This is a genomic window from Pseudomonas sp. 58 R 3, assembly GCF_900006605.1.
Lineage (GTDB): Bacteria > Pseudomonadota > Gammaproteobacteria > Pseudomonadales > Pseudomonadaceae > Aquipseudomonas > Aquipseudomonas salomonii.
In genome coordinates this window covers 128,902-142,698 of sequence record NZ_CVTT01000081.1, presented here as the reverse complement: position 1 = coordinate 142,698, position 13,797 = coordinate 128,902, and the positions used below count along the sequence as shown (strand labels likewise).

Here is a 13,797-nt window from a genome sequence, read left to right as displayed (position 1 = left end):
GCAACCTTGGAGGCACCTATGTCACAGCAAACCCGCCGCAGTTACACCGATGATTTTAAAGCTCAGGCAGTGACACTCGCTGAAAGCATTGGTCGAGGAGAAGCAGCTCGACAGTTGGATATCTCGGTCAAAACCTTAGGTAATTGGCTGGACGCCGCACGCAACGGGCGTCCTCTCAGTTCTCCCGCCCGGCATCCGGTTTCTGACCTAGAAAGCGAGCTGGCCCGGCTTCGAGCTGAAAATGCCACGCTTAAAATGGAACGAGAAATCCTAAAAAAAGCGACGGCGTTCTTTGCCAGAGAGTCCAACTGAGATACGCCTTCGTCGCCCGTGAACGGACTCGCTTTCCAGTCAGGTTGTTATGTCGAGTGATGGAAGTCTCGGTGTCGGGCTTTCACGGCTATTTGAAACGCCGGGAACGTCCTGATCCAGACGCTGAGATTCGCCTGGAAATTCGTGCGATTCATCATGCCAGTCGCGGCTCTTACATCCTTTTCGATGACGAAGTCAGCGGTCTTTTGATCTGCGCTTTTGATCTTGATCTTGATCTGAAATCGCCCCGTCAAACACGATGGCCGGAATTCGACAGGGATTTGGGGGGTAAACCGGCAGGGATGCCGGTTTAGCCGCCCCGCGCCATGGATGGCGCGTGGCGGCGGCCCCCCAAATCACTGTCGGATTGCGGGCATGCCGAGCCACAGCGAGGCACCGAGTGTTGGGGCGAGGACTTTTTGCTTACTTTTTGGTCCTTCAAAAAGTGAGCCGCCGTAAGGGCGGAACCCTAAGTGGCCGTTACCGCAGCAACGGATATGTACACAGCAGCGACGCCAGTCACCGAACTCGCCAACGGACCCACCGCAAGCTCAAGCATACACACTCGGATTAACCAGATTGTCCGGCCGCTCCCCAGCCAGCGCCGACAGCAAATTTTCCACCGCGCAAGCGGCCATAGCCTCCCGCGTCTCGTGGGTCGCCGAACCGATATGCGGTGTGGCCACCACATTGTTCAAGCGCAACAACGGCGAGTCATGACTCAACGGCTCGCGCTCAAACACATCCAACCCCGCCGCCCGAATCGTGCGTTGTTGCAGCGCCTCAACCAGCGCCGCTTCATCCACCACCTTGCCGCGTGAAATGTTGATAAAAATGGTGTCCGGCCCCATCAACGCAAACTCTCGCGCGCCGATCAGCTTCTCGGTTTCAGCCGTGAGCGGCAAGGTCAGGCACACAAAGTCAGCCTGCTGCAACAAGTCCGGCAAGCTACGAAACTGCGCCCCGAAGCGCTCCTCTACCCGCGGCTTGGGCGAGTGACTGTGGTAGATCACCGGCATGCCAAAACCAAAATGCCCACGCTGAGCCAGGGCTTCGCCGATGCGGCCCATGCCGATAATGCCCAGGGTCTTGCCATGCACATCGGTGCCGAAATGCGCCGGGCCGATGTTTTTGTTCCACTGGCCGGCGCGCACCATTTCGGCCAGTTCGACCACCCGGCGGGCAGTGGCCAGGATCAACGCAAAGCCGGTATCCGCTGTGGTTTCGGTCAGCACGTCCGGGGTATTGCTGAGCAGGATGCCGCGTTGGGTCAGGTAGTCGATGTCGTAGTTGTCGACGCCCACCGACACACTGGCCACCGCTTCAAGCCTGGGCGCCAGGTCGAGCAGCTTGGCATCCAGGCGCAGGCTCGCACCCAGCAGGCCGTGGGCGTTGGGCAAGGCGTCACGCAGCCGGGCCAGGCCGGGTTCGTCGAGGGCGTCGATCAGGGTCACATTGACCTGTTCGTGCAGGCGAGCCATCAATGGCGCGGAGAGTTTTTTGTACAGGACCACAGACTTTTTCATGAGGTTTTTACCTTCAACTCCAGGGTTGGCACCGGCACGCGATCACTGGCGCCGGGCTTGAGGAAAATCGTCAGCACCACGGCTAACATCAGCGCGCCGCTCATCAGCAGGTAGGAGGCGCCGGGTGAGCCGGTGCTGCTATTGAGGTAACCGACCAGGTACGACCCGCCGAACGAACCGAGCGCGCCCATGCTGTTGATCAGCGCCATGGCGCCGCCGGCGACGTTGGCCGGGAGGATTTCCGGGACGATGGCGAAAAACGGACCGTAAGGCGCATACATGCACGCCCCGGCGATGACCAGCAGGGTGTAGGACCACCAGAAGTGCTCAGCACCCAGCACGTAGGACGCGTAGAACGCGATCGAGGCAATCAGCAGCGGCGGCCACACAAAACGTTTACGTTTTTGCAGCTTGTCCGAGCCCCACGACACCGCCAGCATGCCGATCACCGCCGCGAGGTACGGCAGCGCCGACAGCCAACCGGCTTCGACCATGTCCATCTGCAAGCCGGCCTTGAGGATCGACGGCAGCCACAATACAAAGCCATACACGCCGATGCTCCAGCAAAAAAACTGCAGCGCCAGGATGATCACCTTGGGCGAACGAAAGGCTTCGGCGTAGTTCTTCACCGCCTTGATCCCGACCTGTTCGGCGGCCAGGGCGCTTTGCAGGTCTTGTTTATGCCGCTCGCTCAGCCACTGGGCGTCGGCGGGTTTTTCATCCGCCAGCTTCCACCAGATAAACGCCCAGATCACCGCCGGCAGCCCTTCGATGATAAACATCCAGCGCCAGCTGAAGTGCTGCACCAGGTAGCCCGACACCACCGACATCCACATCATGGTCACCGGGTTGCCGAGGATCAGGAAGGTGTTGGCGCGTGAGCGTTCGGCACGGGTAAACCAGTGGCACAGGTACACCAGCATCGCCGGCATCACCGCCGCCTCGACCACGCCGAGCATGAAGCGAATGGCGATCAGCATATAGGCGTTGGACACCACGCCGGTCAGCGTGGCCAGGCTGCCCCACAGAATCAGGCTGACGAAAATCAGCTTTTTAACGCTGCGTTTTTGCGCGTAGATCGCGCCCGGCACCTGGAAGAAAAAGTAGCCGAGAAAAAACAGCGCGCCCAGTAATGACGACATGCCGGGGGTGATCATCAGGTCTTCGGCCATGCCGGAGGCCGCGGCGAAGCCGTAGTTGGCGCGATCCAGGTACGCCAGGCTGTAGGTGATGAACACGATAGGCATGATGTACCACCAGCGGCGGGTGGCGAGTTTCACAGTTTCCATGGGGTTGCTCCTGAGCTTGTTGTAGTTGTGGCAACAGGGAGTGGGTCATGCAACAGATCGGCTGGGTAATTCAGAGCGGTTGGGCAAACCCTCCATATCACCCCGGCTTTGCACGGCGCGGCTGCCGATCCAGTTGCCGCGCTGTACCGCCTCAGGGAAGCTCAGGTTTTCGAGCAGGGCGCTGATCATGCCGACGGCAAAACCATCACCGGCGCCCACGGTATCCACCACGGTTTCCACCGGGACGGCGGCAATAAAACCCTGGTCCATGTGGGTGCGGTAGTAGGCGCCGTCCGCGCCCAGCTTGATCGCCACGGCTTCGGCGCCCTGGTCGAGGTAGAACGCGGCGATGTCGGCCGGGTCGTCAAAGCCGGTGAGCAAGCGGCCTTCGCCCAGGCCCGGCAAGACCCAGTCGGCGAGGGCGGCGAGGGCGTTGATTTCGCGCACCATCTGCGCTTGGCTGGCCCACAACGACGGGCGCAGGTTCGGGTCGAACGACACGCTGCGCCCGGCCTTGCGCATCTGCGTCATCAGTTCCACGGACAACTCGCCGGTGGCCTCGGACAAGGCGGGCGGGATGCCGGTGGCGTGCAGGTGGCGCGCTTGCAGCACGGCAGGGCTGATCGCGGCAATCGACAAGTGGCTGGCTGCCGAGCCTTTACGGAAGTACTCCACCTGCGGGTCGGCGCCGGCTTCTTCGCGGGACTTGAATTGAAAGCCGGTCGGGTGCAGCGGGTCGATCGCCACATGCCGACAATCCAGGCCTTCTTTATTCAGCGTGTCGACCACAAAACGCCCCAGGGAATCGTCGCCGACACGGCTCAGCCACGTCACGTTGAAACCCAGGCGCGACAGGCCGATGGCAACATTGCTGTCGGCCCCGGCAATGCGCTTGTGAAACTGCGCCACCTGGGCCAGGTCGCCGGTCTGTTCGGCGACAAACATCGCCATGGTTTCACCAAACGAAAGGATATCGATCTCAGACATGGGCGTTCTCCGCACGGTGCTGGCCAAGGAGGGCGAGGGCGGTCACCTGCTGCGCGGTAACGGCAACCAGGTCGTCGCCTTGCAACGGGAATTCCACGGCCCGGGTAATGCCTTGAGTCATATGCTTGAGCAGTTGTTCCCACAAATGCAGGTCAGTGGCGCCGGGCGGCAAGGCCACCAGCTTGCCGTCCTGGCGCCGCGCCACGGCCTTGCAGTGCAGGTAGTCCACATGCCGGCCCAGCAGGCGTGCGGCAGTGAGCGCAGATTGGTCTTGCCACTGCCAGTTGCCGATGTCGAAGGTCATTTTCACCGGCAGGCCCAGGCGTTCCACCTCACTGAAGAAGCGCTGCATCGGCTCGATGCGCCCGCCGTGCAGGGTCTGGTCGTTCTCCACCAGCAGCTTGACCGGGTGGCGGTTGAGCAGGGCCTGCAGGCTTTGCAAGTCGTTGGTGTCGGTGAAATAACCGAGGGACACTTTAAGCCAGCGCGAGCCGAAGGCCTGGGCGCGGTCCAGGGTTGCACTCAGCTCGGCGTTGGGCTGGGCGCGCCCGGCCACCCACAGCTCCAGCGGTGAAGAGAACACCGATTCCAGGCCGTGTTCGGCAGCGGCTTGGGCGAGGGCGGCGGGTTGTTCGCTGGTCAACAGTTCTTCGCGCCACTCGATGCGCTGGGCGCCGGCGGCACTGAGCAGATCGACAAAACTCAATTGGCCAAGCGTACGTACCAGGTCGGCACCGTAGCTGGATAGGCTGATGGAAACGGGGTATTTATGCATTGTTATGTACCTCTGAAACCGGTTTCATTTTTACTCGCAAACAATGTGAAAGCTGGCTTGCCTGCGATGGCGGTGTGTCAGTCGGCTACGGCTTCGCCTGACAGACCGCCATCGCAGGCAAGCCAGCGCCCACAAGGGATTGGGTGGAGCCGCGAACGATCAGTTCGGGCAAAAAATCCAGGGTGCGCGGTGGCGCGTCATCGCCGCGCAAGCGTTTAAGCAGGCAGTCGAAGGCGCTGGCGCCAATCGCGTCGGTGGGTTGGGCGAGGGCGGTGATGCCGTTGCCCACCAGCGGGTACCAGTCGAGGTCATCCAGGGCAATCAGGCCGATGTCATCAAAGAGGTTGCAGCCCAGCGCTTTGAGCGCGTGGGTGCAGGCCAGCGCAGCCACGCCATTGGCGCAGAACAACGCCTTGGGGCCGGGCTTGGCCAGGAAGCTGTGCAGGTGGTTTGCCAGGCTGTCATCGAGTTCGAGCACTGCGCCGGTCAACGCCGGCCGGGCCGCAATTTCCGCCGTGAAACTCGCTTGGCGCTCCACGCGTGAACTGGTGCCATCGGCCTTTTCGCTCACCAGCAACAGGTCGCGATAACCCTGCTGTGCGAGGTGCTGCACAGCAACACGGACCGCCGCAGGGTTATCCAGGCCAACCATATCGCTGTGCAGCGGCTCGACCTTGCGGTCCACCAGCACCAGGGGCATTTCCCGCTGCAACTCCAGCAGCTGGTCAAGGTGGTGGCCGAGGGTGTTCACAATCAGCCCTTCGATGTTGTACGAGCGCAATGCCGCCAGGTGCTGGCGCTCTTGCTCGTCATCGCGGTCGGTGTTGCACACCACCAGGCTGTAGCCATGCTGGCGGCAGGCGGTTTCGACGCCGTGCATCACGGCAATGGAGTAGGGGTTGCGGATATCGGCCACCAGCATGCCGATCAGGCGCGTGCGGCCGCGCTTCAAACCGCGGGCCATCTGGTTGGGGCGGTAACCGAGCTCGCTGATCGCCTGCTCGATGCGCAAGGCAATTGCGTCGGAGAGCAGCGCGCGGTCGTCACCGATAAAGCGCGACACGCTGGCTTTGGACACGCCGGCGCGTTCGGCAACGTCGAGCATGGTCACGCGGCTGCGCTGGGCGGCGGAAAAAGGAGTCACGGTGGCAGGCCTTTCTTATTGGAGGTAGTGATGCTCTGAAACCGGTTTCAGGAGAACTCATTCACGGAACAACGTCAAGTGTCATTCAGCGCAAAACAACGGCTCACGCGGTCGCGCATCCGACGGACGGCGGTGCGACCTGTTAAATCTGACAGTTACGAGAAGTTGTCGGCAGGTATTCAATCGAGGCTAAAGCAATCAGACAATAAACCAGTGGCTGGCGCAATGTTGATGTTCTGGAGAGCGATATGAGCACCCCCCCAACCAATAACAATGGTCAAATCAATAGAGCCACAACGTTGCCCATCGATGCAATGACAGCTGCTTTCGGAACGCCGACGTTACCCGCACTCAGGGTGGAGGGCAGGTTACCGAGTGGTGTCATTCCTACTGCCTTTTTATATCAATCGCTGAAAATTTTTTTGGATACACCTTGGGTACTGCTGCCTCAGTTAGGGGAGAGTGATTTTTTTGTACTGGTTTGGGAGGTCGAGGGGAGTGTGCCTTTCCCTCTTCCTGCCAGAGAGTTGGTGGGGCCTATAACCGCCAAAGACTTTCCGTTGGAACTCTCTATTCCTGCGTCTTACCTGCTTAATAATGCCCGTGTGCGTATTTACTACCGTATACATAACCTGTACGAAGATGCTCAGGTGTTCGAGTTTTCGCACCCGGTGGACATTATTATTGATCGCAGGCCGCCAGCAGAAAATGAGGTGCTTAAAGCGCCCTGGTTTGTGGATGACGACATCACTGAGTCTGATGCGACTGATAATGCAACCTTCGATGTTGTCGTGCCGGGGGATTATTCAGGTCGTGCTGCGCTTGACAAGATATACCTGTATCTCATGGGCACTAATGCATTTCCGGTCGGCCTGCCAATTTTAATAGAGACATTTGCTGCCACCACCGATGCTATGGTTCTGAAAGTACCGGCTGCTGAAATTCGTAAGTATGCGGGTACCTCACCACTGTATGCCTGTTATAAAGTCATGGACGAGGCAGGCAATATAACCCCGCAGTTTTCCTTGTTCGGAAGTACCAAGCTCTCTCTGGAGGCGTTGCCAGCCGATTTGCCTGTGCCCACGGTGCCCGCGTTTGATTTTGATCGCCTTATCAATCGGGAAGACGCGCGTAATATCGTATCGTTCGGTATCAGCACCTACACCCATTATCGGCAGGGGGATCTGTGTATCCCTGTATTGGCCGGGGTTGAGTACCCGGCAATACCCGTAACGTCATTGCCGTTTACCGGGACGTTAAGTTGGCAGCAGTTGATTGCCAATGGCGCCAATCTGCAGCGCAAGGACAATGTACCGTTCCGCTACTTTATTCGACGTGCTTCCAACCCGGGGAGTGGTGGGACGCCTTCTCCTCTGAAATTGATCAATATGGATTTCACGGTGTTCGGCCGCGATCATAATCAGGCGCCCGCGCTGTTGAATCTCCTGCTGGACAAGGTCAACATCTTTGGCGCTGAGTCTAATACGGCTAATCAGCTGGACAGTCGCGACAATAACCAGCCTTGCAGGGCTGAAGTGCTGCTCTCCGGCGACCCTCAAGTGGGTAACATGCTGTCGCTCTATGTGCAAGGACAGACAAATGTAGTAACGACCTATACCGTCAAGAAAGGGGATGTCGCCGGTACCAATATAATCTTTGATAATTTGATCCCCTGGTCGGTAATACAGTCTGTCGGTAATAAAACTGCGCTGTTTTACTATCTGTCCACAAATGGGGTCAACCAGCAACAATCAGCTGATCAACCGGTGGCGGTAAATATTACGCCGCCCACTGTCTTATCCAAACCCACTTATCCGCACGCAGATGATAGAGGGTTTATTACGTGCAGAACGGATCCGCCGATTTGGGAGGGGCTGACTATTCGGGTGATTCCCGGTAGTAAAGTATTGCCGGGGGATATACTGACACTGGCCTTTGTTGGGTATTTAATCCCCCTCAATCAACAGCCAATAAAGTCCACGGAACATACAATGACTCATCGATGGGACGCCACGCAAACTTTCCACGATTTTGTGATCACGGACTATAAGAACTATCTTCAGCCGTTGAAGGCTTTTGCCAGCGCGGGTGCCAAGTACAGTGTTATTCGAAACAGCGTACTAATAGGGGTGTCTGAAACCGGCTACGTGAGGGTGGATCGTAAACATTCGACCGGGTTTTACTGTACGCCGACAGGTAAAGGCGTGGATTGATTCGCCGAGGATGGCAGGCGCATATTTGCAGTTGAAGGTAGGGTGGTCAAGCAATTAAAAGTGTTTCAATGCCAGGTAGTCAGTGGGTCGTGAGCGGTGGCTCTGCAGGTAAAGCATATCTGATGATAACGGAGAATATGAAATGACTATTAAAATCGTTCCAAGAATTCTTATAGGTCCTCCCAGCTCGAACTTAAGCGCGGCAGTGCTTGATCCATCAGTTGTCATAGATCCGGCACTGGGGCTTGTTTCAAAAGATGGAGCCAGTAAAAATTTAATCTTTACAATCACGTCGGGCCCGATTTCGTTTGATGGGGACTGGTGCAGGATTTATAAACAACCTGTTAATAGTCCAACCCCCACTCAATGGACGCTGGTGGAAGACTACTTCCAGTTCACCATTGCGAATCCAGGCGATACCTTTACTTATGAAATGAAAGTTCGACCGGATACGGGCCTGCAGGAACATGGTGCGTGGCTTTTCTGTTTTGATTTAACAGAAAATTATCCAGCGAGCAATCCAGGCGACGTAGACGTTCCTGCTAACACGTCAGAAACTTCGCCGCCTACCAGGTTTGAGATCGACTTGATTCCTGCCTATTCCAATGGCAACACTGCCATTCGGCCACCGCCACTGGTCTATACGGGTACGCTCCCGGCGGGTCAGGCCTTTACGTTGGCCCATCTGACCCAGTTCGGATTCCCATTCAGCATTCCTGCCAACACTTACGCTTTTAAAAGCGGGCAGTGGGACCCGAATGATAAAGTCCGGATGTATCTCACTAAAGGCGACATCGTCATTCCTGCGGAAGAGGTGGGGGGGATAATTCCACCGCGGCTCATGCTGCAAGCCGGCAATACCGGCGTACTGACCGAGAGTGACTTGAATAAAAGCGGTAGTGACTGGCGGCTTATCTATCAAATCGAGGACCGGGCAGGCAATCTCAGTGAGCCTTCATTGCCCTCCCTGCCTTTCACAATAGTGCTGGCGCCTGCGCCAGCGAATTTGCAGCCGATTATGATTGATCAGGCTCCAGACTTGGCTGACGACCTGATCAATCTTGCAGACCTCGCCGTAGGCCCAACCGGTAAAATCCCGGTTTTTGGGAACTACAACAGTGCGAGCAAGTACCGGTTTCGGGTGACATGGGGCGGTCAGCCTGTGAGCCAGTGGTTTGATGTTGTCGCGTTTCCGATAACCTTGGATCGGCTCTTCCTGAACCCGCTGTGTACGGCTGACTATGGTAATGCAAAGGGTCCCAAAACCACCGTGGTGGGCTATGAAATCGAACAAGACGGAGACATTGTACCCGGCCCGACCACCACGATCAGAGTGGATCTGAGTTACTCTGGACCGACTACCACAACGCCGGGTAGTGAAAATGGCCGATTGCTTGTTGCAAGTTTTATGGGTGAAGTCTCGAAGGAGTTGAATATACTCAGGGAGGTAGACGCTAACCAGGACGTGACCATTACCGTTGTGACATGGACCGGCCTTGAAACGCCGACCAGAGGTATGTGGTTGGTTCCTCAGCTGGCCGATGGAACGTTTCTGGCACCTGCTCAAGAATTGGATGACACTCAGGTAGCCGGAACTCCGGTCAGTTGGAAGCTCCCCTGGTCTTACTTCGCCACATTGGGGAACGGCCCGCATAAGATTAGATATGTTGTTTCGCCTACGCCAACGCCAACAGCGGCCACTAACCTGAACCCTGCACCCTACACCGACATTAATCTGATAGACGCCGTGGTTACTGCCTTGCCAGCACCTCAATTTGGGGGCGCTCGAGGCACGGGGGCGTCCCTTTCGGTTAACTGCGATGCGCTGACCAGGATGCCGGTGACGACGCCAAAAATCTTTGAGCTACGGGTTTTCGTAGCCGGGAATCCGAAAATGGTGGTGGGTGAACGGCTGACTTTGGACCTGCGGATTACGAGGCCCATCGCAGCACCTCTGGCTTATGACCAAACGCAGTCCCCTAGCGTCCCTATTACGGATGCGGTCAAGGCCAGTGGGCACACTTTCATATTCGATTTCGCTTTCGTTGGGAACGCACAGGCAGGGCGCGCTTATGCGCGTGCTTTTACCAAGCTAAACGACGGTACGCTGGGGGTCGGCACGGCGACGGCCATTATGCGTACTGGGCTGTCGGCCTCGCGGTGTGATCTCTCGCCACTCGTTAGCCCGTAACAGGCGTTAGTCAGGCGGTGACAGCATCCCCCTCTCTTTACCTGAGAGAGGGGGAACTCCCTCACACCACTCCATCCCATAGATCACCCATTACTCAGGTTTCTTACCAGGGTTCTACAGACTAATCCTACATAAGCGGGAGCGTTTAATTCTTACTCTACGCGCTGCACAGGTAAGGCCGCATTTTGTCTGCAGTAGGCCAAACCGCTTTTGTAAGTTTCATCATGAGAGTGATTGAGCATGTCGGCACTGAATACGTTTGACCTCAAGCCATTGAGTGTGAAGATGAAAGTTCCCACCCTTACATTCTGCTTCTTCGTAGCAGTACAGGGCCAAGCACAGGCGATTCAGCTGGATAACGGTGCCCAACGTACTATCGGCCCTAATACTGCCGCTACGGATTGGCAACTGTCGGACGGGTCCACGCTGACGATGAACAGCGCGACAGCCACCGGCATCGACCTGTCAGCTTCTACATTAAACATGAACAGAGGCAGCCAGTCGGGTGCAGTGCGTGCTTCTGGCCGTTCTACCGTCAATATCAATGATTCGCACGTGACGTCGAGCGACCCTGTTCTGGGCGCCGTGCGGCTTGAAAACAGTAAAGCTTTTATTACTAACAGTACGGTCACCAACTCCGCCGGCATGGGGTTGCAGGCGGTCAGCAACGCAGGTGCAGCCTCACTGGCACAAATCGCCAGCAGTTCTATCAGTGGGGCTTCTGGCGGTGCGCTAGCCACCAGTGGCAGTGAACTTCACTTCACCCAAAATTCAGTCGTGCAGGGTACGGGAGCCGCAGCCTTTGGCCTCGCTTTGGTCGGTGCAACGGCAACCGCCAACCAGAGTGCGATCATCGGCAACGGTCATGGTGTCTTGTTTACTCGCGGTCGCTCCGATACAACCGATGGCAAACTGGTGTTGGACCAGTCTGTGGTTGAGGGACGCACGGGTTCGGCCCTCTCGGTCAGGGGCACGCCAGGTCAGGTGCCAGTGGTGTCGATCGACGTACTCAACGGTTCCACGCTCAAAGGCGGCAATGGCAATCTGCTGTCGGTGTCGGGTGGTGCCACCGCGACAATGAATGTGGATAACAGCCGGAACCTGGTCGGTAATGTGGTCGGCGACGCCACCAGCACTGTGCATTTGAACCTGCAAAACAACGCAGAGTTGAAGGGCCAGCTGCAAGGTGTCGACACGGTAAAGGTGGGCAGCAACTCCAATTTGTTCATCACCGGCGACAGCCAGGCACGCTCACTGACGATGGACCGTGGTACGGTGACCCTCGGTGCACCGGGCGAGTTCTATCGGTTGAAATTGGACTCGCTGTCCGGCGAGGGCCGGTTTGTCGGGAGCGTCAATTTTGATGAGGGCAAGGCGAGTTTTATCGACGTCGCCAATCAGGCCTCGGGCAACCACACGCTGGCGCTCTCCGCCAGCGGCAGCGAACTGGTCAAAACCCAGGTTGTGCACACCGGCGGCGGTGACGCGGTGTTCTCCCTTGAGGGCGGCCCGGTCGACATGGGTGCCTATGCCTACAACCTGAAACAGGAAGGTAATGACTGGTTTCTGGACACGCAAACCCGTGTAGTCAGCCGCAGTGCCCGCGTGGTGACGGCATTGTTCAACACCCCGGTGACCATCATGACCGCCGAAGAGGGTTCGTTGCGTGCTCGTATGGGTGAGTTGCGCTACTCCCCGAACAGTACCGGTCTCTGGATCCGTGGTTTCGGCAGCAAATATGATGTGTCCCAGAGTTCGGGCACCGGCTACTCGCAGAGCCTGCAGGGTTTCTCCATCGGTGCTGACATGCCGCTGGCCGACACCCAATGGAAGGTGGGGGTATTCGGCGGCAACAGTAATTCTGACGTGAACCCGGCTCGCGGCGCTGCCGGTACCGTCAAGAGCTACTTCCTGGGTACTTATGCCACCTGGGTGGACGAAGAGAGCGGTTTCTATTTTGATGCCGTGGCCAAAGCCAACCGGTTCCAGAACCAGGCCAAGGCAACACTCAGTGATAACACGTCCACCAAGGGTGGCTACAACAACGTAGGCGGTGGTATATCGGCTGAGTTCGGCCGTCATATCAAGCTGGGTGACAGCTCCTTTATTGAACCTTACGGCCGACTGTCGACCATTGTGGTCCAAGGTGGCACGTACAGCCTCAAAAACGGCTTGCAAGTGGACGGTGAACGTACCCGCTCAAGGACCGCCGAGGCCGGCGCGACCGTTGGCCATGAGTTCCAACTCGATGATGGCACACTGATCAAGCCTTACCTGCGTGCGGCAATGGTCCACGAGTTTTCCGACAACAATAAGGTCACGGTCAACAACCAGACCTTCAACAATGATTTGTCGGGTTCGCGCGCCAAGTACGGTGCCGGTTTGGCCGTTTCGTTTACCCAGGACCTGCAGGCACATGTCGACGTGGAGACCAGCACCAGTGACAAAATCAAGCAAAAAGCCGCGGTTAACGTTGGCCTGCGTTATGCGTTCTAAATAAACAGGCAACGCTAAAAAGCCCTGATCGAAAGATCAGGGTTTTTTTTGATGAACGCAAAAGCGTTTTTCAATCGCCTTCCCGGTTAGATCAGGATTGGCGCCGCAGCATTTGGGTTCAACTGAACAGTCCGGCAGCAATATTGATCGAGAAACCCAGAATCGCCGTATTGAACAGAAATCCAATCAATGACTGGCCCAAAACGACTTTGCGCATTGCACGTGTTGCAACCCCTACATCCGCCGTTTGCACTGCTACGCCAATGGTGAACGAGAAATACAGGAAGTCCCAGTAATTGGGGTTACGCAACCCTTCGGCAAAACGCAATGCCGGCTCGTCGCCCTCCCAGGTGTAGAACAGACGGGCGTAATGCACACTGAAGATCACCCCGGTCAGCAACCATGAGCCAATCACCGTCATGCCGGTAAAGCCGTAGTGCAGCAGGCGCGCCGTGCTGTCCAGGTCTTTGCTGCCCACAAGGTTCACCGTGATGGTCGCAAGGCTGGCTATCGCGGCAATGCACACCATGAACAGTACCAGCCCGGCGTTTTCATCCTCGATCTCGGCGATGCGTTTTACGTCATCGGCGTGTGAACGGCTGGTGAGCCACAGCATGAGCGCCAGGTAGGTCCAGACCCCGGCGTTCCAGCCAATCAGGATTTTGCTGATCAGCGTATCGGCCGGCGCCAGAATGCCCACGGCAAGGCCAAGGACGGCGGCGGATGAGAGGCGAGGGTGGGTGCGGGCGAGGAAGGCCATAGGTGCTCACAACAGGAGGGAGGTTGTGAGCACCATAGCTTATTCAGGCGGACTTGATCATGAACAGCACGATGCCTCCTGTGGGAGCGGGCTTGCCCGCGATT

11 protein-coding genes are annotated in these 13,797 nt (G+C 57.3%); 5 read left to right on the top strand and 6 right to left on the bottom strand.

The window, feature by feature from the left end; translation table 11 throughout:
* Positions 1-18: 18 nt before the first annotated feature.
* Positions 19-312, top strand: a complete 294-nt coding sequence (locus BFP92_RS30790; RefSeq protein ID WP_064452164.1) for a transposase — start codon at positions 19-21, stop codon at positions 310-312.
* 56 nt (positions 313-368) lie between these two features.
* A complete protein-coding gene (locus BFP92_RS31535) occupies positions 369-626 on the top strand; it encodes a hypothetical protein (RefSeq protein WP_139114123.1) in 258 nt (85 codons plus the stop codon).
* Between the two features lie 237 nt (positions 627-863).
* Here BFP92_RS31535 and BFP92_RS25860 read toward each other — a convergent pair whose 3' ends face one another.
* From BFP92_RS25860 to BFP92_RS25840, 5 genes are all read right to left on the bottom strand, one after another.
* Positions 864-1,838: a 2-hydroxyacid dehydrogenase gene (locus BFP92_RS25860; RefSeq protein ID WP_065931692.1), complete on the bottom strand. Its 975-nt coding sequence runs from the start codon at positions 1,836-1,838 to the stop codon at positions 864-866.
* Positions 1,835-3,127: an MFS transporter gene (locus BFP92_RS25855; protein ID WP_065931691.1), complete on the bottom strand. Its 1,293-nt coding sequence runs from the start codon at positions 3,125-3,127 to the stop codon at positions 1,835-1,837. Before BFP92_RS25855 ends, BFP92_RS25860 begins: the two co-directional genes overlap by 4 nt.
* A 45-nt stretch (positions 3,128-3,172) precedes the next feature.
* On the bottom strand, positions 3,173-4,114 hold the full coding sequence (locus BFP92_RS25850; RefSeq protein WP_065931690.1) for a sugar kinase: 942 nt from the start codon (positions 4,112-4,114) through the stop codon (positions 3,173-3,175).
* Positions 4,107-4,889 (bottom strand): sugar phosphate isomerase/epimerase family protein, encoded by a 783-nt coding sequence (locus BFP92_RS25845; protein WP_065931689.1) that lies wholly within the window; start codon positions 4,887-4,889, stop codon positions 4,107-4,109. The genes BFP92_RS25850 and BFP92_RS25845 overlap by 8 nt, the downstream gene beginning before the upstream one ends.
* Before the next feature lie 85 nt (positions 4,890-4,974).
* Positions 4,975-6,033 carry a LacI family DNA-binding transcriptional regulator gene (locus BFP92_RS25840; protein ID WP_065931688.1) on the bottom strand — a complete coding sequence of 353 codons (1,059 nt, stop codon included), beginning with the start codon at positions 6,031-6,033 and terminating at the stop codon, positions 4,975-4,977.
* Between the two features lie 248 nt (positions 6,034-6,281).
* Between BFP92_RS25840 and BFP92_RS25835 the strand changes: the two genes are divergently transcribed.
* From BFP92_RS25835 to BFP92_RS25825, 3 genes are all read left to right on the top strand, one after another.
* Positions 6,282-8,246 carry a hypothetical protein gene (locus tag BFP92_RS25835; RefSeq protein WP_065931687.1) on the top strand — a complete coding sequence of 655 codons (1,965 nt, stop codon included), beginning with the start codon at positions 6,282-6,284 and terminating at the stop codon, positions 8,244-8,246.
* Positions 8,247-8,388: 142 nt separating this feature from the next.
* The gene (locus BFP92_RS25830; RefSeq protein ID WP_065931686.1) at positions 8,389-10,437 is read left to right on the top strand and encodes a hypothetical protein; all 2,049 of its coding nucleotides are present in this window, start codon (positions 8,389-8,391) and stop codon (positions 10,435-10,437) included.
* A 240-nt stretch (positions 10,438-10,677) separates the two neighbouring features.
* On the top strand, positions 10,678-12,933 hold the full coding sequence (locus BFP92_RS25825; protein ID WP_065931685.1) for an autotransporter outer membrane beta-barrel domain-containing protein: 2,256 nt from the start codon (positions 10,678-10,680) through the stop codon (positions 12,931-12,933).
* A 118-nt stretch (positions 12,934-13,051) separates the two neighbouring features.
* Here BFP92_RS25825 and BFP92_RS25820 read toward each other — a convergent pair whose 3' ends face one another.
* Positions 13,052-13,693 carry a DUF1345 domain-containing protein gene (locus tag BFP92_RS25820; RefSeq protein ID WP_065931684.1) on the bottom strand — a complete coding sequence of 214 codons (642 nt, stop codon included), beginning with the start codon at positions 13,691-13,693 and terminating at the stop codon, positions 13,052-13,054.
* Between the last annotated feature and the right edge of the window lie 104 nt (positions 13,694-13,797).

Coding starts and splice junctions, on each gene's coding strand:
- BFP92_RS30790 (WP_064452164.1), top strand. CDS start 19: ATGTCACAGCAAACCCGCCGCAGTTACACCGATGATTTTAAAGCTCAG.
- BFP92_RS25860 (WP_065931692.1), bottom strand. CDS start 1,838: ATGAAAAAGTCTGTGGTCCTGTACAAAAAACTCTCCGCGCCATTGATG.
- BFP92_RS25855 (WP_065931691.1), bottom strand. CDS start 3,127: ATGGAAACTGTGAAACTCGCCACCCGCCGCTGGTGGTACATCATGCCT.
- BFP92_RS25850 (WP_065931690.1), bottom strand. CDS start 4,114: ATGTCTGAGATCGATATCCTTTCGTTTGGTGAAACCATGGCGATGTTT.
- BFP92_RS25845 (WP_065931689.1), bottom strand. CDS start 4,889: ATGCATAAATACCCCGTTTCCATCAGCCTATCCAGCTACGGTGCCGAC.
- BFP92_RS25835 (WP_065931687.1), top strand. CDS start 6,282: ATGAGCACCCCCCCAACCAATAACAATGGTCAAATCAATAGAGCCACA.
- BFP92_RS25830 (WP_065931686.1), top strand. CDS start 8,389: ATGACTATTAAAATCGTTCCAAGAATTCTTATAGGTCCTCCCAGCTCG.
- BFP92_RS25825 (WP_065931685.1), top strand. CDS start 10,678: ATGTCGGCACTGAATACGTTTGACCTCAAGCCATTGAGTGTGAAGATG.
- BFP92_RS25820 (WP_065931684.1), bottom strand. CDS start 13,693: ATGGCCTTCCTCGCCCGCACCCACCCTCGCCTCTCATCCGCCGCCGTC.